Source organism: Micromonospora sp. NPDC002411, assembly GCF_053592955.1.
The window spans coordinates 1-21,534 of the sequence record NZ_JBSFBM010000073.1 but is presented as its reverse complement, the minus strand read 5'-3'; the positions used below and the strand labels follow the sequence as shown (position 1 = coordinate 21,534).

Genomic DNA, 21,534 nt, shown 5'->3' with positions numbered 1-21,534 from the left:
GCACCAACGCGTCCTGCGCCGCCTCTTCCGCGTCCTGCCGGCAGGGCAGGAAGCGTCCACACTGCTCAAGGACCCGCGGCCCGATCGCGGCCAGCAGCTCGTCGAGGGCGCTGCGGTCGCCGGCCGCCGCCCGCCGGGCCAGTTCCTCAGTGTCGGATCCGATCACCACCCGCGCTCCCCCGCTCATGGGCGTCACCGGTGTCCCGGTCGTCGGATAATACGGTCGTGTCCATCCCGCCACAGGTCGGTCGCTACCGCATCGCGCACCCGGTCGGCGCCGGCGCCTTCGCGACCGTCTGGTTGGCGTACGACGACGAGCTGCGGTCCCCGGTGGCCGTGAAGGTGCTCGCCGACAACTGGTCGCAGCGGGCCGACATCCGGGGGCGCTTCCGTCAGGAGGCCCGGTTCATGCGGCAGGTCGACTCCGACCATCTGGTCCGGGTGCTGGACGTCGGTGAGCTGCCCGACGGTCGGCCGTACCTGGTGATGACGTACGCCGCGGGCGGCAGCCTCGCCGACCGGCTGGACGGCGGGCCGATGCCGGTGCGCGAGGCACTGCGGGTCGCCGTCGACATCGCGCGGGCGGTGGCCGTCCTGCACGACAACGGTGTGCTGCACCGCGACCTCAAGCCCTCCAACGTCCTGTTCGACACCACGGCCGGCGACCGGGTGCTGGTCGCCGACCTGGGGTTGGCCAAGACCCTCGCGCACGCGTCCGGGTTCACAGTGGTGGCCGGCACTCCCGCCTACATGGCCCCCGAGCAACTCGTCCCCGGCGGTGGGATCGACGTGCGCGCCGACGTGTACGCGATCGGCGCCCTGACGCACCACATGCTCACCGGGTCGCCGCCGGGGCAACCGGCGACACCGCGCGCGTCCGCCGCCGTCGAGCGAGTCGTCCGCCGGGCGATGCATCGCGACCCGGACCGCCGCTGGCCGACCGCGGCCGCGTACGCCGCCGCGCTGGAGGGTCTGCTCGCCAGGCGGCGGGTCACCGTCCGCCCACCCCCGCACCGCGTCCGCCGTTCCCTCGCCGCCGTCGGCGTCGTGGCCGCCGCGCTGGTCACGGCCGGATCCGCCGCCCCCTCCACAGCACCACACGGCTGGACGCGGGTGGGCGACGCGACCGGCACCGTCTCGGTGGCGGTGCCGGACGGCTGGGCGAGGCAACTGCGCGACAAGGGTTGGAACCCGGCCGTCATCGGTCTCACCGAGGAGCGCCGTCCGGGCCTGCTCATCGGAGCGGACCTCACCGAATGGGCCGACGTCGACAGCGCGACACCCGGTGTCTTCGTCGGTGTGAGCCGTGCCCTGCCGGCCACGGAGCGGCCGACGCTGCCCGACCACAGCGGATGCACTGATGCCTCCGGGCGAGCGGTCACCGTCGGAGCACTCAGCGGGACGGTGCGGCGCTGGGCCCGCTGCGGGGGCACCGAGAAATCCTTCAGCGAGGTCACCCTGGCCGGCGCGGGAGGCTCCGTCGGCGTGTACGTCCAGGTCAAACAGACCGACGGCGCCGACCGCACCGACGAGGTCCTCGACACGCTGCGGGTGGACGATTCGCTGCTCACGCAAGGCTAGAACCGTTCCCAGTTGCCGGCATAGTCCCTCATGCGCCACCGGCGGGTCTCGGTGCCGCCGTCGAGCTTGCGGACGGTGGCCTCCACGTGGAAATCCACGATCCGGTACGAGACGAACGTCATGACCCGGTCGCCGGACGGGCTCGGGTCGTCCCCCTTGATGACCGGCCGCGCGAAACGCTCCTTGCCGTCGTAGGCGAGCTGGACGGGCACGAGCGCCTGCCGCCGTGCCGCGCCGGGGTTGCCGAGTTCGACGAGGACGAGGGCGTCCTCGGTCGCCGGTGCGTCCGCCGGCTCTTCGCCGATGAAGTCGGCGTACGCCGGTCGTGCGCCTCCGGGCAGGATCCGGCACGGCACGTCGAAGCCGTTCGACCCGTTGCGGAACCTCACGAACTCGTCGGACTCACCGCAGAAGTCCAGGCTGCGGATCACCGCGTTGGGCCAGTCGGTCCGCCTCATCTCGCTCACCGGAGTGGCCGGCCCAGAGGTGCGGGTCGCCGGAGCGCCCGGGGCTGAGGTGCGGGTGGCCGGAGCGCTCGGAGTGGAGCTGGGGGTCGCCGGAGCGCTCGACGCCGACAGGCTCGCGCTGGCGGACGGAGAGCCGGCGGGTGCCGCGTCACCGCCGACCCGTTCGACAGGTGAGGTGCACCCGGCGACGACCGTGACGGTGAGCAGCACACCGGGAAGCAGCGTGGCGCGCATGGCTGGTCCTTTCCTCTGCGGGCTCTGTCACAGGGTTGGATGCACCGGCACGGGCAGTGGTTCACGCGAATGGACACACCGCCCTCCTCCTCAGGTCGTAAACGCTTTGCCGTCCTGCGCCAGATGGTTCAGGCGGATCGCTCGAACAGGCTGGAACCAGGCACCGGGTGACGCCGCACGGACCTGATCCGGACACCCGTTCCGCCTGGGAAGGCACTGGTCGACCATGCGCTCTCGCACTGTTCCCCGATCCCGCTCACACCGACCCGCACGAATGGTCGCCCGACTCGGGGCGGTGCTGACGGCCATGGCAGTCGTCGCCGTGAGCACCGCGGGCTGCGGCGCGTCGCCCGGCGACCCGGCCCCGGCCGCCGGCGTTCCGGCCGCTCCCGCCGGCACGGGCGGGACCGACCCCGCCCTGACCGGCAGCGACGTCAACGCCTGGCTCGACGGCCTGCTGCCGGCCGCGCTCGACCGTACCGGCATCGCGGGGGCCACTGTCGCCGTCGTGAACGACGGCAAGATCGTCACAACCCGGGGGTACGGGTACGCCGACACCGGCGACGGTGGCGAGGGGGCCGTTCCTGTCGACCCGGACCGGCACCTCTTCCGGATGGGATCGGTGTCGAAGCTCGTCACCGCCACCGCCGTCCTGCAACTCGTCCAGGACGGGAAGCTCGACCTCGACGCCGACGTCGAGACGTACCTCGACTTCGATCTTCCGCGCAGCTACGAGCGGGCGGTGACCCTGCGGCACCTGCTGACCCACACCGCAGGCTTCGAGGAGCGGATCGCCGGCCTCATCGGCACCGACGGCAGTAGGACTGACCTGCGCAAGGCCCTGGTGACCGACCCACCGGAGCAGATCTACGAGCCGGGCACCGTTCCGGCCTACTCCAACTACAGCAACGCCCTCGCGGGCTACATCGTCGAACGCGTCAGCGGGACGCGCTTCGAGGAGTACGTCCAGCGCAACGTGCTGGAGCGCGCGGGCATGCCATCCTCGACCTTCGAGCAGCCCCTACCGGCGGCGCTGCGCGACCGGATGTCCAAGGGGTACGACACCTCCGCCGCACCCGCCGCGCCCTTCGAGATCGTCGGCACGCCCCCGCCCGGCGCGCTGAGCGCCCCGGCGACGGACATGGCGCGGTTCATGCTCGCCCAGCTCGGCGAGCCGGTGGGCTTCGCGCCCCTGCTGGACCAGCCGACCCGCGAGCTGATGCAGCGTCCGGCACTCGACGCGACGTCGCTGGGCACCCTGGCCGACGGACCGCGGATGACCCTCGGCTTCTTCGAGGAGGACCGCAACGGCCACCGGATCCTCGGCCACGGCGGCGACACCAAGTACTTCCACTCGCACCTGCAGATCTACCCCGACGACCGGGCCGGCATCTTCCTCTCCCTCAACAGCAACGGTTCCGGCGGCCTCGACAGCCACGAGCTTCGCGAGGCGGTCGTGCACGGCTTCGCCGACCGATACTTCCCCACCCGCGCCGGACAGCCGAGCACGGCCGTCGACGCGGCGACCACCGCCACGCACGCCCAGCTGGCCGCCGGCACGTACGAGTCCTCGCGGGCGATGCGGAGCAACTTCCTGACGGTGATCGGCCTGGTCGGCCGGACGACGGTCAGCGTCGCCGACGGCGACCGGCTGCGGTTCGAGCCGGGTCCACTGTCGGACTCCCCCGCCCTCTACGAGGAGGTGGCGCCGTGGGTCTGGCGGGAGGTCGGCGGGCAGCGCACGATCGCCATGCGGGCCGCCGACGACCGGGTCGAGGCGATCAGTTTCGACTCCGCGTTCACGTTGCTGCCCGTCGAGCCCGCCCGCGCCTCGGCGATCGCCGTCCCGGTGCTGGCCCTGTCGACTGTCGTGCTGCTCCTCACCGTCCTGGCCTGGCCGGTCGGCGCGATTGTCCGCCGTCGGCTCGGCAGCGCACCTCGCGAGCGGGCCGGGCGTACCGCGCGGATCCTGAGCCGCGTCGCGGTCGCCGGTACGCTGCTCGCGTTCGCCGGTTGGGTGCTGAGCATCGGCAGCATCATGAGCCTGCAGGACGTACCCGGGCCCGCCCTGCGCGGCATCCAGGCGCTGCAACTCGTCGGTCTGCTCGGCGTGCTGCCCGCCGGGATCCGGCTGGCCGACGACGTCCGACGTCACGTCGGCTGGCGACGGATCGTCGGCAGCGCTCTGATCCTGGTCGCTCTCGCCGGAGCGGGCTGGTTCGCCGTGGAGTTCCGGCTGCTCGCGCCTAGCATCTCCTACTGACCGCCCGACCCGGAACGATCCGGAGCAAGGACGCGAACCGCATGAGGGACCACACCGGCACCGAGCCCGGCACACCACGACTGACGAGGTGGCTCGACGGACGGCTGACCCGGCTCGGAGTGACCGGCGTGTTCGCCCGGGACTGCCTGCTGGCGGCGGTCCTGACCGTCCTGACCTTCGTGCTGCTGGGGGCGCTGTTCTGGTTCGCGGCACCGGAGGACGGGGTGTCGTTCGACCCGACGCGGGCCTGGCTGATCATCGCCATCTGCTGTGCGCAGGCGATGCTGCTGTGCCTGCGTCGGGTCCGGCCACTGCTCTGCCTCGCGCTCGTCGTCGGCCTTCAACTGCCCATCAACGGCCTCTCCCTTCCGGAGGTGACCATCCGGGGTCTCGCGCCGTTCGTCGTGGCGTACACCGTCGGTTCCGTGCTGCCGGTGCGGCGCGCGTTGCTGGCCGTCGGCGTGGCCGTGCTGGCGGAGTCGGTCGGGGCTGCCGTCGTGGTGACCCCTGACCTGCTGACCGGCGTCGCGTACGTCTCGGCGAGCGCCCTGACCTACGCCAGCGCGACATTCGTCGGCGGTTACGTGGCCACCTACCGGCGCTACGTCGAGCTGGTCCGGCTGCGGGCCGACGAGGCGATCCGGGAGCAGCAGGCGAAGGTCCAGGCCGCCATCGGCGCGGAGCGCTCCCGGATGGCCCGGGAACTGCACGACGTGGCGGCCCATCACCTGTCCGGCGTGGTCGTACAGGCGGCGGCGGTGGAGCGGTTGATCGACCGCGACCCGGCAGCCGCGAAGGCCGGGGTGGCCTGGATCCGCAGTCAGGGCAAGGAGACCCTGGACAACCTGCGGCTGGTCGTCGGTGTGCTGCGCGGGCGTCCGGGGCACGAGGACGGCGACGGTGCCGCCCCGGTGCCCGGGCTGGACACGCTCGACGAACTGGTCGACACCGCGGGCGGCCTCTCCGGGCCGGTCGAACTCGTCCGGGAGGGGCAGCCACATGCGGTGTCGCCGATCGCCGACGTGGCGCTCTACCGGATCGCGCAGGAGTCGCTCAGCAACGCCCGCCAGCACGCCCCCGAGGCGCCGGTACGGGTGGCACTCCGCTTCCTGCCCCGCTCGGTGACGCTGGAGGTGGTGAACGAACCGGCCACCCCACGATCCGGACCGTCCACCCGGACCGGCGGCGTCGGCCTGGTGGGCATGCGCGAACGCGCGCAACTGATCGGGGCATCGTTCGCGGCCGGCCCGACCCCGGCCGGCGGGTGGTCGGTCACCACGACGCTGCCGACGAACGGTCCCGTCGCGTCCCACCCGAGGGAAGAGGCCACCGCATGATCAGGGTGATGCTCGTCGACGACCAGGCGATCGTCCGCGCCGGCTTCCGCGTGATCCTGGAGGATGCGGGCGACATCGAGGTCGTGGCGGAGGCGTCGAGCGGGTCCGCCGCAATCGACCTGGCCCGCCGACTGCAACCGGACGTCATCTGCATGGACGTCCGGATGCCCCACGGCGACGGGCTCAGCGCGACCCGGCAGATCCTCGCCAACGCGCCCGGCACACCGCCCGCGGTGCTGGTGGTGACGACGTTCGACCTCGACGAGTACGTCTTCGGCGCGTTGGAGTCCGGTGCCAGCGGGTTCATCCTCAAGGACTGCGAACCGGAGGACCTCGTCGAGGCCATCCGTCGCCTCGCCAACGGGTACGGGCTCGTCGACCAGGCCGTCACCCACCGGGTCATCTCGGAGTTCGCGAAACGCACCCCCGCGCCTCCCTCGGACGCCGCGGCGGCGCACCAGCTCACCGCGCGGGAGACCGAGATCGTGGAGCTGCTCGCGCAGGGCCTGTCCAATGTCGAGATCGCCGACCGGCTCTTCATCGAGACGAGCACGGTCAAGTCGCACCTCGGGCGCGCCATGGCGAAGATCGGCGTACGGGACCGGTTGCAGACCGTGGTGTGGGCGTACCAGAACGGGGTGGTCCGACGGTGACGGCCTCGCCGCGGTGCGGCAGGCGTGGCTGCCACCGTCGGACCGGCTGACGTCAGGTGCGGGAGGTGTCCCAGTCGCCGCACGTGACCGCGTTGAACACCCCGTAGCGGGTGCAGACGCGGATGCTGATCCAGTGCTTCTCCGCCACGTCCTCGTTGCACCCGAGGCGGCCGCCGATGTTGTCACCGCAGATTCCGGTCCGACCGTAGTCGGTGTACCACTCGGCGTAGGAGGCGTAGTACCCCGGGTAGGGGTCGTAGGTGTAGTGGGTGAGGGTGATGTAGTCCCCGGAGCTCTGGAAGTTGACCGACCCGTACCCGTTGTACGAGTACGCGTCCGCACTGGCCGGTGCCGCCGTTCCCGTCACGAGCGCCACGACCATCGCGCCCGAGATGGCCAGCGTCCTGAACAACTTCATCGATCTCTCCCTGCCGTCGACTGTCCGGTGGTGCGCCCGGCTCCGACGTCAGCCTGAGCGAGCCGCCCCGCCCGGCGGAACCGTCACCGACGGTTCCGAACAGTCCCGAACAGACCTCGCGTCAGTCGTTCCACTCCTTGGCCAGCAGCTCGAAGGAGTTGACCCGGTCGGCGTGGTCGTGGGTGATCGTGGTGACCAGCAGTTCGTCGGCGGTGGTGACGTCCCGCAGCGTGCGCAGCCGCTCGACGACCGTGGCGGGTGACCCGACGAACTGGGTGTCCACCCGATCGGCGACGAGTTCCCGATCGGCGTCGGTCCACTGCAGCGTGGCGACCTGTTCGGGGCTCGGGAACGGGATCGCGCCGTCCCCGCTACGGATGCTGCGCACCCACGGACCGTACGGTGCCGCCAACCGGCGTGCCGTGTCGTCGGTCTCGGCGACGACCACGTCGGCGGAGACCACCACGTACGGCTCGGCGAGCGTGGTCGAGGGCTGGAACGCGGCACGGTAGGCGGCAACCGCGTCGAGGACCGACGAGGGGCTGACGTGGTAATTGGCGGCGAAGGGGAGGCCCAGGGCGCCCGCGAGTTGGGCGCTCTCCCCGCCGCTGCTGCCCAGCAGCCACACCTGGAGGTCGGAGCCCTCCCCCGGTACGGCGTGCGCGTCCAGACCGTCGGCGTCGGTGTAGTCGCCTCGCAGCAGGGCCAGCACGTCGGCCACCTGTTCGGCGAAGGGCGGTGGTTGCGCGCCCGGTTGGTGCAGCAGGGCGCTGGCCAGCGCGAACCGTGGTGAGGCGAGCACATTGGCGTAGGAGAACGGCGGCGGGACGAGCAGCCCGTCGACGACCCGGGCCTCGACCGGCGGCGGGGTGGACGCGGCGGCCTCCCGGGCCGCCTCGACGCGCCGCTGACCGGAGCGGCCGAGCCCGAGGTCGATGCGGCCGGGGTGCAGGGCGGCCAGGGTGCCGAACTCCTCGACCACCGACAGGGCGGTGCGGTGCCCGACCTGGACGGCCCCGGAGCCGACGCGGAGCACGCTGGTGGCCGCGGCCACCTGCCCGATGAGCACCGCCGGCGCGGAGCTGGCCACCCCGGCGGCGAGGTGGTGCTCGGCCAGCCAGTAGCGGTGGTAGCCGGACTGTTCCGCCCGGCGGGCCAGGTCGACGGTGTTGCGCAGGGCGTCGCCGACGGTGCCGCCCGAGGGCACCGGCGAGAGGTCGAGGATGGACAGTGGGGTGGACGACATGGTGGTCCCCGTTTCTGGTCAGGCCGCAGAGGCGGCGGTCACCGGCGCGGCGAAGGGGCGACTGGGGATCTCTCGGCGCAGCACGGGCGCGACCTCGGCCTGGAACAGTTCCAGGCTCTCCCGGTGCTGCTTGTCGGTGAGCCCGTCGTGGTCGGCCTGGAGGTGGATGACCTCGTGGCCGAACTGCTCGTGGTAGCGCAACACCTTGTCGACGAGTTGCTGTGGGCTGCCGACCAGGATCGAACTGCGCTCGATGGCGTCCTCCAGGGAGCCGAAGACCGGCTCGACGCCGAGCCGTCGGAACGTGGCGACCCGGGCGTCGAAGATCGGCCGGTACCGCTCGATCGCCTCCTGCGAGGTGCGGGCCACGTAGAACCCGGCGCTACCCGCCCCGACGAGGGCGTCCGCCGGGTCGTGCCCGTAGTGGACCCACCGTTCCCGGTAGTGGCGGATCAGCTCGGCGTACGGCTCGATGGGGTTGGTGACGTTGGCCGAGAAGATCGGGTCGCCGTAGCGGGCGGCGAGGTCGACGGAGTCCCTGCTGGTGGCGCTGCCGTGCCAGACCCGGATCGGCTGCTGCAACGGACGCGGCCAGGTCTCGGCGTCGGTCAACGACGGCCGGTACGCCCCGGACCAGGTGACCTTCTCCTCCCGCCACAGGCGGCGGAACAACTCGTAGCCCTCCCGGTTGCGGTCCCACTGGTCCTCGGCGGTGACGTGGAACAGCTGCGCCTGCGCGGCGCCGTTGCCCTTGCCGATGATCAGTTCGAGTCGGCCGCCGGAGAGGTGGTCGAGGGTGGCGTAGTCCTCGTACGCGCGGACCGGATCGAGCAGGCTGAGCGTGGTGACGGCGGTGAACAGCCGGATGGTGGAGGTGCGGGCCGCGATGTGGCTCAGCACCACCGGCGGCGAGGAGGAGATGAACGGGCGCTCGTGCCGTTCGCCGACGCCGTACCCGTCGAAGCCGAGTTCCTCGGCCAGGACCCCTGTGTCGACCACCTCCCGGAACCGGTCGGTGGTGCTCCGGCGCTGCCCGGTGACCGGGTCGGGCAGGTGGGTGATGAGGGTGATCAGCAGGAACTTCACGCGGGAACCGTCGCTTTCGGCGGGAGGGTCAGGCGGACGGTGACGCGGCACCGACCGGGCGGGCGGGGCTGAGGCCCAGGTGGTGGCGCAGGGTGGTGCCGGCGTACTCGGTGCGGAAGACACCGCGCTCCTGCAAGAGCGGCACGACCTGGTCGACGAAGTCGTCGAGCCCGCCCGGGGTCAGGTGTGGCACCAGGATGAAGCCGTCGGCCGCGTCCGACTGCACGAAGTGGTTCATCCGTTCGGCGATCTGTCGGGGAGTGCCGATGAAGGACTGCCGACCGGTGACCTCGATGATCAGGTCGCGGATGCCGAGGCCCTTCTCCTCGGCCAACGCCCGCCACTGCCGTGCGGTGTCGACCGGGTCGGGGTACATGCCCGCCCGGCCCCGGCTGATCGCGTCGGCGGAGACGTCCGGATCCTCCACGGGCAGTGGGCCCTCCGGGTCGTACCCGGAGAGGTCCCGGTTCCAGAGCTGTTCGAGCAGCAGGATCGCGGTCTGCGGGCTGACCTGCTGCCGGCGGATGTGGTGGGCCCGTTCCTGCGCCTCGGCGTCGGTGTCCCCGAGCACGAAGGTGACCCCGGGGATGATCTTCAGGTCGTCGGGGTGACGGCCGTACCGGGCGAGCCGGGACTTCACGTCCCGGTAGAACTCCTGACCGTCCTCCAGCGTGCCGTGCCGGGAGAAGATCGCGTCCGCGCTGGAAACAGCGAACTCGCGCCCGTCGGGCGAGTCACCGGCCTGGAGGATCACCGGGTGCACCTGCGGGCTGCGGGGCACCGTGAAGTGCCCGGCGATGTCGAACTGGTCGCCGTGGTGGGCGAAGGCGCCCGGGTCGGCGTCCGCGACGTACCGGCCACCGTCCCGGTCGCCCACGACGGCCTCCGCCGGCCACGACTCCCACAGCTCCCGCGCGGTACGCACGAACTCGGCGGCCCGCTCGTAGCGCAGCGAGCGGTCGAGGTATCCACCCCGGCGGAAGTTCTCCCCGGTGAACGCATCGGAGGTGGTGACGACGTTCCAGGCGGCCCGCCCACCGGAGAGGTGGTCGAGGCTGGCCAGCTGCCGGGCCAGCTCGTACGGCTCGCGGAAGGTGGTGTTCAGGGTGCCGGCCAGACCCAGGTGGGTGGTGACCGCGGCGAGGGCGGCGAGCACCGTCAACGTGTCCGGGCGGCCGACCACGTCCAGGTCGTGGATGCGGCCCCGCTGCTCACGCAGGCGCAGCCCTTCGGCGAGGAAGAAGAAGTCGAACTTGCCACGCTCGGCGGTGCGGGCCAGGTGGACGAAGGAGTCGAAGTCGATCTGGCTGCCGGAGGCCGGGTCGCTCCACACGGTGGTGTTGTTCACGCCCGGGAAGTGCGCGGCCAGGATGATCTGCTTGGGCATCGTGGTCTCCTGAACTCAGGCCGTCGCCGCAACGGCGTAGCGGCTGGCCGGTCGGGGCAGGCCGAGCCTGTCGCGCAGGGTTCCGCCGGAATATCCGGCGCGGAACAGGCCCCTGTCGCGCAGTGCGGGCACCACAGCCCGGGTGATCGCGGTGAGGTCGTCGGGGAGCACGGCGGGCCGCAGCCGGAAACCGTCCACCCCGGCCCGGTGCCACTCGGCGAGCAGGTCGGCCAGGTCTTGCGGGATGCCGGCGACGATGGCCGCGTCCGACGTGAACTCCTCGCCGTGCAGCTCGTCCAGGCGGGCTCTGCGGTGCTCGGCGAGCGTCGACGTCTCGTCCAGCACCACGAGCAGGTCGGCGAGGACGCGCAGCGGCGGGTCGACTCGGCCGACGGTCTCCTCGGCTGCCCGCACCTCGGCCACGATCGCGGCGGCGTGCCCGGCGTCGGTCGGGGTGACGAAGACGACGTCGGCGTGCCGGGCGGCGAACGCGTACGGCACCGACGAGTGGGCCAGGGCGGCGACGATCGGCTGCCCCTGCGGCGACCGGGGCACGATGGAGGGTCCCTTGACGGAGAACCAGCGGCCGGTGAAGTCGGTGTAGTGCAGCCGATCCCGGTCGACGAAGCGGCCACTGGGCACGTCCCGGATCACGGCGTCGTCCTGCCAACTGTCCCAGAGCCGACGGACCACCTCCACCGCGTCGCCGGCCTCGGCGATGAGGTCGCCGACGAGTCGTACGGTCTCCGGTTCGTCGAGCCGGGCGGGGTCCAGTGCCGGAATGTCGCGGCGGCCGAAGTGCCCGGCCTCGGCTCTGCGTGCCGAGATGCGGGGCCGCCACCCGGCCCGTCCGCCGCTGACGTGGTCGAGCGTGGCGATCGCCGTGGCGAGGTGGAACGGCTCGGTGTGGGTGGTGCTGGTGGTCGGTATCAGCCCGATGTGCCGGGTCAGCGGGGCGATCCGCGCCGCGATCTGCACCGCGTCGAGGCGTCCCCGGACCTGGTCGACGCGGCCGTCGGGACCGTCCGGCCGGGACGACTGAAGGTCGAGGCTGTCCTCGATGGTGAGCAGGTCCAGTGCGGCGTTCTCGGCCTCGCCGGCGAGGACGTTCCAGTAGCGGGCTGTCAGGGGCGCTCGCGCGTCGGCAGGCGAGAGCCGCCAGGCGGCCGGGTGCCAGCCGAGGCCGTCCAGGGCCACGGCCAGGTGCAGACTTTTCTCGGTCATCGGTGTTCCTCCAACGGTCGACCGGCGGTGACGAGGGTGGGCAGCGCGTCCAGGAGGGACCGTGTGTAGTCGTGCCGGGGGTAGGTGAAGACGTCGCCGACCGGGCCCTGCTCGACCACCGCGCCGTCGTGCATGACCAGCACCCGGTCGCTGAGGTGGTGCACCACACCCAGGTCGTGGGAGATGAAGAGCAGGGCGGTGCCGTCGGTGGCACGCAGGTCGGCGAGCAGGTCGAGGACCTGGGCCTGCACGGAGACGTCGAGGGCGGAGACCGGTTCGTCGCAGACGATCACTGTGGGCCGGGGGGCGATCGCGCGGGCGATGGCGACCCGCTGCCGCTGCCCGCCGGAGAGCTGCCGGGGATGCCTGTCGACCAGGTCCGCGCCGAGACCGACCCGACGCAGCAGGTCGACGACGTGATCCCGGCGGTCCGCGCGACCGACGTCGGGGTCGAGGTTCTCCGCGACGACCCGTCCGACCGTGTAGCGGGGGTCGAAGGAGCTCAGCGGGTCCTGCGAGATCAGCTGCAACCTGCGCCGCAAAGGGCGGCGGGCCCGCTCCGGCACGCCGGCCCACGGCGTCTCCTCGAAGGTGACGGTGCCCACGTCGGCGTCGAGCAGCCCGGCGACGATCCGGGCCACTGTGCTCTTGCCGGAGCCGGACTCCCCCACCAGGCCGAGCGTCTCGCCCCGCGCGACGGTGAAGGAGACGTCCCGGACGACCGTGTGCTCGCCGTACCTCTTGGTCAGGCCGGCCGCGTCGAGCACCGTGTCGTCGGCGCGGACCTCGGGCCGGGCCGGCAGCGTGGTCCGTGCGTCCCCGGCCCGCGCCGCAGCGGCGAGCCGGCGGCCCCGCGAGGTCGCGGAGGGCACGGCGGCCAGCAACTGCCGGGTGTACGGGTGCGACGGTGCCCGCAGCAGACGATCGGTGGGCCCCTGCTCGATGACCTGACCGTCCCGCATCACCAGGACCCGGTCGGCGACCTGGGCGACCACCGCCAGGTCGTGGCTGATCAACAACAGGCCGATCCCGTCGGCCTGCCGTTCGGCGAGCAGCCGCAGGATCTGCGCCTGCACTGTGACGTCCAGCGCGGTGGTCGGCTCGTCGGCGATGAGCAGCGCCGGCTCCCCGGCGATCGCGGAGGCGATCAACGCTCGTTGCCGCAACCCACCGGAGAGTTGGTGGGGGTACTGCCGGGCGCGGCGTTCCGGCTCCGGCAGGTGCACCTGGTCGAGCAGGTGGATGGTCCGGCCGGCCCGTTCCCGGCGTCCGACGATCCCGTGGGCGCTGAGCACCTCGCCGACCTCGGCGCCCACCGTCCGCAGCGGGTCGAGGGAGACCAACGCGTCCTGGAGGACCAGCCCGGCGAGCCGACCCCGGACCCGCCGCCAGTCCCGGGGCCGGTGACCACGTACGTCGTGACCGGCCAGGTCGAGCCGGGTGGCACGGACCCGCGAACCCGGACCGGCGAGACCGACCAGGGTACGAGCCGTCACGCTCTTGCCGGAGCCGGACTCTCCGACGATGGCCACGCACTCGCCGCGCTCGACGGTAAAGCTGATCCCGCGCACCGCCTCCACAGGGCCGGTCGGGGTGTCGAATGCGACGTGCAGATCCTCGACAGCGACCAGCGGGGCCGTCACCGCCTCCTCCCGTCGAAACGGGCCTGCCAGTGTCGGCCGACGACGGTCAGCGACACCACTGTGGCGGTGACCGCCAGACCGGGCAGGATGGTGATCCACCACGCCACCTGGAGATAGTTGCGCCCCTCGGAGAGCATCGCGCCCCACTCCGGCGATGGTGGCTGCGGACCCATGCCGAGGAAGCTGAGCCCGGCGGCGGCAAGGATCGCCTCACCGAGCCCGATCACGGCGAGCACCGGCACCGGTCCGACCACGTTGGGGAGCACGTGTCGCAGCACCAGCCGGGGCCGGGACTGGCCGAAGGTGACGGCCTGTTCGACGTAGTTGGCGCGGCGGACGAGCAACGTCTGACCACGGACCACCCGGGCGTGGTGCGGCAGGGTGGCGATGCCGATGGCGACGATCAGGCTGGCGGTGCCGGGGCCGGCGATGGCGATGAACAGCAGGGCCAGCAGCAACATGGGGAATGCCGACAGCGCGTCGAACGTGCGGCTCAGCGCCTCGTCGGCGACCCGGTGGGTGAGGCCGGCGAGCAGGCCGAGCAGCACGCCGCCGGCCACCGCGATCCCGGTGGCCGCGACACCGATGGTGAGCGAGTGTCCGGCGCCGTGCACGACCCGGGTCAGGACGTCGCGGCCGAGGTGGTCGGTGCCGAACCAGTGCGTCACGCTCGGCGGCGAGAGCACCGCGAGCGGGTCGGCAGCGAGCGGATCGGCGGGGGCCAGCACCGCCGGCCAGGCCGCGGCGACGACGAGCAGGATGAGGTACGCCCCGGCGACGAGCAGGCCGGGTCGCGGAAGAGACCGCAGGCGTACGCCGGGCCGGGACGGGACGGCGCGGGTGAGCACGGGGGCGTCGGTGGACGCGGGGCCGAGGGTGACGGTCATCGGGTCAGCTCCTTCGCAAACGCGGGTCGACCAGCAGGTACGCCAGGTCGGCAGTGGTGTTGACCACGACATAGCCGGCAGCGGAGAGGGTGACCACTGCCAGCACCACCGGCATGTCCCGGGTGGTGACCGCGCTGAGGGTGACCTGGCCGAGGCCGGGCCGGCCGAAGACCTGTTCGACGATGACGGTGCCGCCGACCACGATGCCGAAGACCCAGCCGGCCAGACTGACTGCCGGCAGGAAGGCGTGCCGAAAGGCGTGGCGAACCAACACCGTTCGTTCCCGTACGCCTCGGGAGCGGGCGGTGAGCACGAACGGCTCGTCGAGGGCTCTGTCGATGCCGTCGCGCAGCACCTGGGCGAGCAGCCCGGCGATGGGCAACGCGAGGGTGACGGCGGGGAGCACCAACGCGGCGGTTCCCTGATCACCCGAGACCGGGAAGAACCCGAACCGGAACGACAGCACACTGAGCAGCAGGAGCCCGATCAGGAACGACGGGGTGGAGACCAACAGCAGTTCGGTGCCGGAGCTGACCCGGCGCAGCCAGGGTCGCCGGTCCCCGGCAGTGGCCACCGCGATGAGCAGGGCGAGCAGCACCCCGAGCCCGGCGGCGGCGACGGCGAGCGTGAGGCTGGGCGCGATTTGTTCGCCGATCACCTCGGTGACGGGGCGTTGCAGCAGGTACGAGCGGCCCAGGTCGCCGCCTCCCAGCCGCCCCAGGTAGTCGAGGTACTGCACGATGGCCGGCCGCTCCAGACCCCACTCGGCGATGATCTCGGCACGGATCTGCGGGGTGTCGGCACCGTCGGCGACGATGTTGTCCACTGTGTCGCCGGGCGCGGCCAGCAGCGCCAGGTAGGCGGCGGTCGCCGCGACCCAGAGGACGACCAGGCCGGCACCGAGCCGACGGGCCACCGCGCGCAGCGCTGTCACTTGCCGATCCACAGGTCGTACGCGCTGGCGGGCACCCCGGCGGTGGGCTCGAAGCGCACCCCTCCGACGCCGACGCTGGCCGCGATCTGGTCGGCCGGCGCGTACAGCGGCAGGAGTAGGGCTTGTTCGGCGACGACCTGTTGTTGCAGGTCGGCGTAGATGCCGGCACGCTTCGTCGGGTCCGCGGCGGCCTGACCGGCCTCCAGGAGTCGGTCGATCCGCGGATCGTTGACCTGGGTGCGGTTGATGCCGCCCTTGGAGTGCAGGAGCAGGTTCAGCGCGGCGCCGGCGTCGGTGTCGGCGCGCGAGTTGTCGAAGACCTCGTACTCGTTGCGCTGGAACGCGTCGGTTGCGGTGCCCTGGTCGACGAGCGAGACCTTCAGGTCGATGCCGGCGCTCTGCTTGACGGCCGCCTGCACGGCCTGGGCAAGGACGTCACGACGGTCACGGACGAAGGGGGCGGACTGCACCAGTCGTACGGTGAGCCGTCTGCCGTCCTTCGTCCGAAAGCCGTCGGCGTCGCGGGCCGCCCAGCCGGCCTGGTCGAGCAGGGTGTTCGCCTTTGCGGTGTCGCCGCCGTAGCCGCCTTCGAGGCTCTTGTCGTAAAGCGGGCTGGACGGGCTGATCACGCTCCAGGCGCGGGTGGCGGTGTCGCGGTAGACGGACCGCAGGACGGTGTCGACGTCGACGGCCTCCCGGAACGCCTGTCGGACCCGCAGGTCGTCGAAGGGCGGGTGGGAGGTATTGAAGTAGTACGAGTAGGCCGAGCCGGAGTTCAACTCGCGGGCCAGGCGTAGTGTCCGGTTCCCGGTGACCAGCGGTTGGTCGGTGGCGGGCACGCCCTCGACGAGCTGCACCTGGCCCGAGGTGAGCGCGCCGACGCGCACCGCCGACTCCTTGAGGAACCGGTAGGTGATCCCGTCCAGGTAGGCCGGGCCGGTGTGCGTCGCGGTGGGCGGCGCCCAGTCGTAGCTGGCATTGCGCCGGTAGTGCAACTCCTGCCCGGGGACGTAACGGTCCAGCACGAACGGTCCGGTGCCGGCGACGTCGACACCGCCGGCTTTGAGGTTCTTCGCCTCGCGCAGCGACTTCGGCGAGATCTGCGCGCCCTGCGGGGAGGCGAGGAAGTCGAGGATGAGCACATCCGGCGCGGTGAGGACGAGCCGTACGGTGCGCGGGTCGATGGCCTCGACGGTCTTGAGGTTGCGCAACTGCACGGCGGCGACGGCCGGGGCGTACCCGGGCTCACGAAGTTTGTCGATGTTGGCCTTGACGGCCGCCGCGTCGAGGGGCGTGCCGTCGGAGAAGGTGACCCCGTCCCGCACCGTCAGCGTGTAGGACAAGCCGTCGGGTGCGGCCTGCCAGCCCGTCGCCAACCAGGGCGCCAGCTTGCCCTGCTTGTCGTAGGTGAGCAGGGACTCGAAGGTGTTCCAGACCAGCAGGCGGGCCTTCGCCTGGGCGTACTGGTGCGGGTTGAGGGTGATCGGCTCGGTCTCCACGGCCCAGGTGAGGGTGCCGCCGGAGCGCGGCTGCCCGGCCGTCTCGGCGGTGAGGGCGGTGCCGGTGGAGCAGCCGGCGACGGCGGCGAGCAGAGGAGCGAGTGCGGCGCCGGCGATTGTGCGCAGACGGTGCGCGGGCATGGTGGGATCTCCTGTCCAGGCAGGCGGAAGCGGGTGTGCCGACGCCCGGCGCTACGTGTGGGCGTGGGCCGGTGTCGGTGACGATGCTGTGGCGGCGCAGCGGTGCGCCCCACCTCGGCGGGCCGGTGCGGCGGGCCGGGTTACGGGCGAGGGTGCCGGGTCAGGCCAGACAGGAACTCGACCACACCCGACCGAAGTCGATGTGGCCGCGGATCGTCAGCCGCAGCTCGCTGGACATGCGTCGAGTCCACCTTCAGGCGTCGGTGGTGTCAACGAATCCGTCGGGGGATGTCGGCTATCGCACGTGCGGACGTCGATTCGTTGACGGATACCCTACTAAGGCTATAGGGTTTACAGAGATTTTGCCTGACCGGCGGAGCAGCGGGACGGACCGCACTCAGTCCAGGTCGAGCAGGATCTTTCCCGCGACACGACGGTGCGCCAACGCGTCGACCGCCTCCGCCAGCCGCTGCCACGAGCCGCGCCAACCGATCGGCGACCGCAGCGCTCCACGCGCTACGAGATCCACCAGGAGCGCAAGGTCAGGCCCCGGCGCGCTGGCGTCACCGAAGGACCGCAGCGTCCGTGCCACACCCGGAGCGAAGGTCGAGTTCACCGGGAAGACCGCCGGCTCGCCGGACGCCCAGCCGATGCTATGCAGCACCCCACCCGGGGCCAGCAAGCCCCAGGCGGCCACCAGTTGGGCGCCACCGACGGTCTCCAGCACCACATCGACCGGACCGACGCCGTCCAGGCCGACCACCACCTCGTCCGCGCCGAGTTCCGTCAAGCCGGCACCCCGAGCCACGGAGCCGACCACCGCGACTACGTACGCGCCGCCGTGCCGGGCGAGCTGGACGGCGACCCGTCCCACTCCCCCGGACGCGCCGGTGACCAGCACCCGACGGCCCAGCAGCGAACCCGACGCACGCAGTGTGCGCAGGGCGGTGATGCCGACCATGGGCAGTGCGGCCACCTCGGCCAGGTCGACGGCGGCGGGCACCACCGTCACGCTGTCCACGTCGAACACCGCCAGGCGGGCCCAGGCGCCGGGCCCGAAGGCGACCACCCGCTCACCCTCGCGGGGGCCGGAGCCGTCCTCGGCACCCCGCACCACATGACCTGCGGCGTCGTACCCGAGCACGGACCCGGCCGGGAAGAGGCCCAGGTGCCGGATCTCGCCGGTGTTGACGGCAGCGTGTCGGACGTCCACGAGCACCTGCCGCGGGCCCGGCGTGGGGTCGGGCACCTCTGTCAGCCGGAAACCCTCGCCGGTGCCCGGGGCAGCGACGATCGCGCGCATGGCGCCCTCCTCATCGTGGACTCAGCGTGCGATCGCGCCGGTCAGGCGGCGGGTCGGCGAACCGCCCCGTGCTGGTCGCCGGCCAGCCCGGCGTAGCGTCCCCGGTGGTAGAGCAGCGGCGACCCGACGTCGGCATGCCGGAGCATCTCCGGCTCGGCCAGCACCACGGCATGGTCGCCGACGGTCACCCGGTCGACCACCCGGCAGAGCAGCCAGGCCAGGGTGTCGTCGAGGATCGGCACCCCCTCAGGGCCGGTCCGCCATCGGGTCGGGCCGGCGAACCGGTCGATTCCGCTGGTCGCGAAGGTACGGGCCAGCTCCTGCTGATGGTGGGCGAGCAGATGCACAGCCACGTGCCGTGCCCGGGCGACCGCCGGCCAGCTCGACGAACCGAGGTTCAGACAGAACGAGACGATCGGCGGTGCCAGCGACACCGAGGTGAACGAGGTGGCGGTGAAGCCGACAGCCGGTGTGCCGGGCGCGGTGACCACGGTGACGGTGCTGGCCTGGTGGCGCAGTAACGTCCGCAGCGCGTCGCTGTCTGCGTCGACCGGCGCGTTGGTGGACTGGGTCATGACGATCCTCCCGATGGGCTGGTCCGCAGGGGTCATGCTCGGTCGGCCGGGTCGTCCGCCAGCCGTTCGTACGGGATCTTCTCGCCGGCCTCGACGGCGATCGGCAGTCGGTTCTCCGCCGGCGGCAGTGGGCAGGTCGCGAAGTCGGTGTATGCGCAGGGCAGGTTGGTGGCCCGGTTGAAGTCGAGCGTCACCCGACCCTGCTCGTCCGGTGGGCCGACGCTCAGGGACCGGTTGGCGGCGTACGTGGTGACGCCGGAGGTGGCGTCGGTGAACAGCACCGACAGGCTTCCAGGCGTGACACCGTTGAACGCGGTCAGGCGCAGCGGCACCCCGTCGACCGCGAACTCGATCTGGCCGGGTGCGTCGTAGACGTGTGTCAGCCCCTCCACCGCCGCGCCGACCGTGGTCGATCGCGGGCTGTCGAACGCGACGTACCGTCCGGTGACGACCCATCCCAGCTGCGGTGGATAGGTGGGGGTGCCCCGGTAGTCGACGCGCAGCGGGTGGTCCGGGCGTCTGGGCCGGAGGATGTCGTGGCCACCTCGGCGGGCAACCTCCAGCACCCCGCCGTCGAAGCCCACTGTGACGCCGGCCCGCTCGGCGATCGAGCCGAACTCGTGCCGGCCCCGGACCTGCCGGCCGTCGACAACCAGCTCCTCGTCGCCGAGACTCACCACGGGCCCGCCGTCACCGGTGTGCCACTCCCCCGGAACGCCGGGAATCCGCTGCGGTGCCGGGGTCAGCCAGTGCAGGCCGGTGACGGCGAGGAAGCCGTGTGGGTCGGCCCGCGCCTCCTCGTGGCGCCGGTGCCACTGTTGCCACGTTTCGTCGAACTCGCGCCGCGAGTCGGCGGCGGTGGACGATGGGGCGTCGATACTCATGACAGGTCCTCCTCGGCGGGGTGCACCTGGGCCGGGTGCGGGAAGCCGGTCGCGCGCCGACGGGAGAACGGCTGCGAGAGACCGGCAGGCGTGGGCTGGTCAGCCCGTTCAGACCGGGGTGGGCGCGCCGGGACAGAGCTGCGCGGCCACCCGCATCAGGTCGATGACCCGGCGGGAGGTGAACAACCGAACGGACGGCATGGCGACGATTTTCCTACCAACTAAGTAGGATTTCAAGCCCCCAGGCCGGGTGGAGCGTCGAAGAGCCTCCACCTGGCGTCGACAGTGGACACCCTCGGAGTACGATCCCGCTCACACCTCAGTGGTGACCTCCAGCTCTCGACCCCTCGATAGGAGCCTGGCATGGCCGGTCCGGACCCCGAACTCGCCGCGAAGCTTCAGCCCGACGTGCCGCACGCGGCGCGTATCTGGAACTACTGGATGGGCGGGAAGGACAACTTCCAGTCCGACCGGGCGGCCGGCGACGCCGTGGCCGAGGTCTACCCGGAGATCGTCGTCATGGCGCAGCAGTCCCGCGTGTTCCTGGTGCGGGCCGTGCGGTACCTCGCCGCCGAGGCGGGCATCCGGCAGTTCCTGGACATCGGCACCGGCCTGCCCACCATGCAGAACACCCATGCCGTCGCCCAATCCATCGCGCCGGACTCCCGGATCGTCTACGTCGACAACGACCCGATGGTGCTGGTGCACGCGCGGGCGCTGCTGGCCAACACGACCACCGAGGGGGTCACCACCTACGTGCCCGCCGACTACCACGACCCGGAGAAGATCCTCGCCGAGGCGGCGCAGACGCTCGACTTCGACCAGCCCATCGCTGTGATGTTCATGGGCGTACTGGGCTACGAGCCCAACCTCGACGTGGTGCGCTCGATCGTCGAGCGGACCATGGCCGCGATGCCCTCCGGCAGCTACCTCGTGCTCTGGGACGGCACCGACACCAGCCCCGAGGTGGTCTCCGGAGCCGAGCGGCTGGCGCAGAGCGGCGGCGTCCCGTACATCCTGCGCAGCCCGGAGGACCTCGACACCTGCTTCACCGGGCTGACCAAGGTCGAGCCGGGCCTGGTGCCCATCCCGCTCTGGCGGCCGGAGGAGCCCGACGCCACCGGCATCGACGCCTACGGCGCCGTGGCCCGCAAGCCCTGACCGACGCGACGTCCGCCCCGCCTCCGCCGTGACAGCGGGAGCGGGGCGGACGTCGTTCAGCGGGCGCAGCTCACCGTCAACCCGTCGGGCACCGAACTGGTCGCCGCGAGCAGACCGAACGTCGTCACACCGTCCAGTGCCAGCGTTCCGTTGTAGGCGGCGTTGCGGACCGTGACGTCGACGCCGACGGTCTCGGCCACGCCACCCCACACCGACTGCACGCGCTCGTCACCGGACCACCGCCAGGACACCCGCCACCGGTCCAGTGGCTCGCTCCCGGTGTTGCGGACCGTGACCGTGGCGACGAAGCCGCTGCCCCAGCGGGCATCGATCGTTGCCGTCGCGCGGCAGGAGGCCAGCGGCGCGGTCCGCGCCGACGCGATCACGTACGGGTCCCGCCGGCCCTCGACGTCGGTGAACCGGTACCAGTACTCCGTGTCGGGTGTCAGCCGGTCGATCGTGACAGTGCCGTTGCGCTCCGGCCCGGAGACGGCCACGGCCACCGGCGACCGCCACTGCTGGGCGTCCTCGCGGTTGGCGAAGAGGCTGACGGTCATCGGCGGGTCGTAGCCGCAGGGCGGGCGGAAGAAGATCGAGTAGGAGATGGTCAC

At 72.0% G+C, this 21,534-nt stretch carries 19 protein-coding genes; 5 read left to right on the top strand and 14 right to left on the bottom strand.

Going from position 1 to position 21,534, the window contains the following annotated elements:
• Positions 1-225: 225 nt before the first annotated feature.
• Positions 226-1,581 carry a serine/threonine-protein kinase gene (locus tag ACWCO3_RS11825; protein WP_450009804.1) on the top strand — a complete coding sequence of 452 codons (1,356 nt, stop codon included), beginning with the start codon at positions 226-228 and terminating at the stop codon, positions 1,579-1,581.
• Here the strand turns inward: ACWCO3_RS11825 and ACWCO3_RS11820 are convergent.
• Entirely contained in the window at positions 1,578-2,282 is a 705-nt protein-coding gene (locus ACWCO3_RS11820) for a hypothetical protein (RefSeq protein WP_145780401.1), read from the bottom strand. The two genes, ACWCO3_RS11825 and ACWCO3_RS11820, sit on opposite strands and share 4 nt — an antisense overlap.
• 307 nt (positions 2,283-2,589) lie before the next feature.
• Here ACWCO3_RS11820 and ACWCO3_RS11815 point away from each other — a divergent pair, with 307 nt between their 5' ends.
• From ACWCO3_RS11815 to ACWCO3_RS11805, 3 genes are read left to right on the top strand one after another with little or no spacing between them, the layout of a single operon-like run.
• On the top strand, positions 2,590-4,545 hold the full coding sequence (locus tag ACWCO3_RS11815; protein ID WP_208744991.1) for a serine hydrolase domain-containing protein: 1,956 nt from the start codon (positions 2,590-2,592) through the stop codon (positions 4,543-4,545).
• 41 nt (positions 4,546-4,586) lie between these two features.
• Complete coding sequence (locus tag ACWCO3_RS11810; protein ID WP_450009801.1) at positions 4,587-5,882, top strand: sensor histidine kinase; 1,296 nt, start codon at positions 4,587-4,589, stop codon at positions 5,880-5,882.
• Positions 5,883-5,890: 8 nt separating this feature from the next.
• Positions 5,891-6,535 carry a response regulator gene (locus tag ACWCO3_RS11805; protein WP_450009799.1) on the top strand — a complete coding sequence of 215 codons (645 nt, stop codon included), beginning with the start codon at positions 5,891-5,893 and terminating at the stop codon, positions 6,533-6,535.
• 52 nt (positions 6,536-6,587) lie between these two features.
• Here ACWCO3_RS11805 and ACWCO3_RS11800 read toward each other — a convergent pair whose 3' ends face one another.
• The 12 genes from ACWCO3_RS11800 to ACWCO3_RS11745 form a co-directional block, all read right to left on the bottom strand.
• Positions 6,588-6,953 (bottom strand): hypothetical protein, encoded by a 366-nt coding sequence (locus ACWCO3_RS11800; RefSeq protein ID WP_450009797.1) that lies wholly within the window; start codon positions 6,951-6,953, stop codon positions 6,588-6,590.
• 121 nt (positions 6,954-7,074) lie between these two features.
• Positions 7,075-8,199 (bottom strand): LLM class flavin-dependent oxidoreductase, encoded by a 1,125-nt coding sequence (locus ACWCO3_RS11795; protein WP_358164670.1) that lies wholly within the window; start codon positions 8,197-8,199, stop codon positions 7,075-7,077.
• Between the two features lie 18 nt (positions 8,200-8,217).
• On the bottom strand, positions 8,218-9,285 hold the full coding sequence (locus tag ACWCO3_RS11790; protein ID WP_450009795.1) for an LLM class flavin-dependent oxidoreductase: 1,068 nt from the start codon (positions 9,283-9,285) through the stop codon (positions 8,218-8,220).
• Between the two features lie 28 nt (positions 9,286-9,313).
• On the bottom strand, positions 9,314-10,672 hold the full coding sequence (locus ACWCO3_RS11785) for an NtaA/DmoA family FMN-dependent monooxygenase (RefSeq protein ID WP_145780387.1): 1,359 nt from the start codon (positions 10,670-10,672) through the stop codon (positions 9,314-9,316).
• 15 nt (positions 10,673-10,687) lie between these two features.
• The gene (locus tag ACWCO3_RS11780) at positions 10,688-11,896 is read right to left on the bottom strand and encodes an LLM class flavin-dependent oxidoreductase (protein WP_450009792.1); all 1,209 of its coding nucleotides are present in this window, start codon (positions 11,894-11,896) and stop codon (positions 10,688-10,690) included.
• A complete protein-coding gene (locus tag ACWCO3_RS11775) occupies positions 11,893-13,539 on the bottom strand; it encodes a dipeptide ABC transporter ATP-binding protein (protein ID WP_450009790.1) in 1,647 nt (548 codons plus the stop codon). Before ACWCO3_RS11775 ends, ACWCO3_RS11780 begins: the two co-directional genes overlap by 4 nt.
• Entirely contained in the window at positions 13,536-14,426 is an 891-nt protein-coding gene (locus ACWCO3_RS11770) for an ABC transporter permease (protein ID WP_145780379.1), read from the bottom strand. The genes ACWCO3_RS11775 and ACWCO3_RS11770 overlap by 4 nt, the downstream gene beginning before the upstream one ends.
• A 4-nt stretch (positions 14,427-14,430) precedes the next feature.
• Positions 14,431-15,360, bottom strand: coding sequence for an ABC transporter permease (locus ACWCO3_RS11765; protein ID WP_358164680.1), 930 nt, complete (start codon positions 15,358-15,360; stop codon positions 14,431-14,433).
• A complete protein-coding gene (locus ACWCO3_RS11760; protein ID WP_145780377.1) occupies positions 15,357-17,000 on the bottom strand; it encodes an ABC transporter substrate-binding protein in 1,644 nt (547 codons plus the stop codon). Before ACWCO3_RS11760 ends, ACWCO3_RS11765 begins: the two co-directional genes overlap by 4 nt.
• 397 nt (positions 17,001-17,397) lie before the next feature.
• A complete protein-coding gene (locus tag ACWCO3_RS11755) occupies positions 17,398-18,303 on the bottom strand; it encodes a zinc-binding dehydrogenase (protein WP_145780375.1) in 906 nt (301 codons plus the stop codon).
• 41 nt (positions 18,304-18,344) lie between these two features.
• Positions 18,345-18,878, bottom strand: a complete 534-nt coding sequence (locus ACWCO3_RS11750) for a flavin reductase family protein (RefSeq protein WP_145780373.1) — start codon at positions 18,876-18,878, stop codon at positions 18,345-18,347.
• 32 nt (positions 18,879-18,910) lie between these two features.
• The gene (locus ACWCO3_RS11745; RefSeq protein WP_145780371.1) at positions 18,911-19,762 is read right to left on the bottom strand and encodes a DUF1684 domain-containing protein; all 852 of its coding nucleotides are present in this window, start codon (positions 19,760-19,762) and stop codon (positions 18,911-18,913) included.
• Between the two features lie 363 nt (positions 19,763-20,125).
• On the opposite strand from ACWCO3_RS11745, the gene ACWCO3_RS11740 reads away from it, so the two are divergent.
• On the top strand, positions 20,126-20,923 hold the full coding sequence (locus tag ACWCO3_RS11740; RefSeq protein ID WP_354879921.1) for an SAM-dependent methyltransferase: 798 nt from the start codon (positions 20,126-20,128) through the stop codon (positions 20,921-20,923).
• 56 nt (positions 20,924-20,979) lie between these two features.
• Here the strand turns inward: ACWCO3_RS11740 and ACWCO3_RS11735 are convergent.
• On the bottom strand, positions 20,980-21,534 hold a 555-nt coding region (locus tag ACWCO3_RS11735; protein ID WP_450009785.1), incomplete at its 5' end, for a cellulose binding domain-containing protein.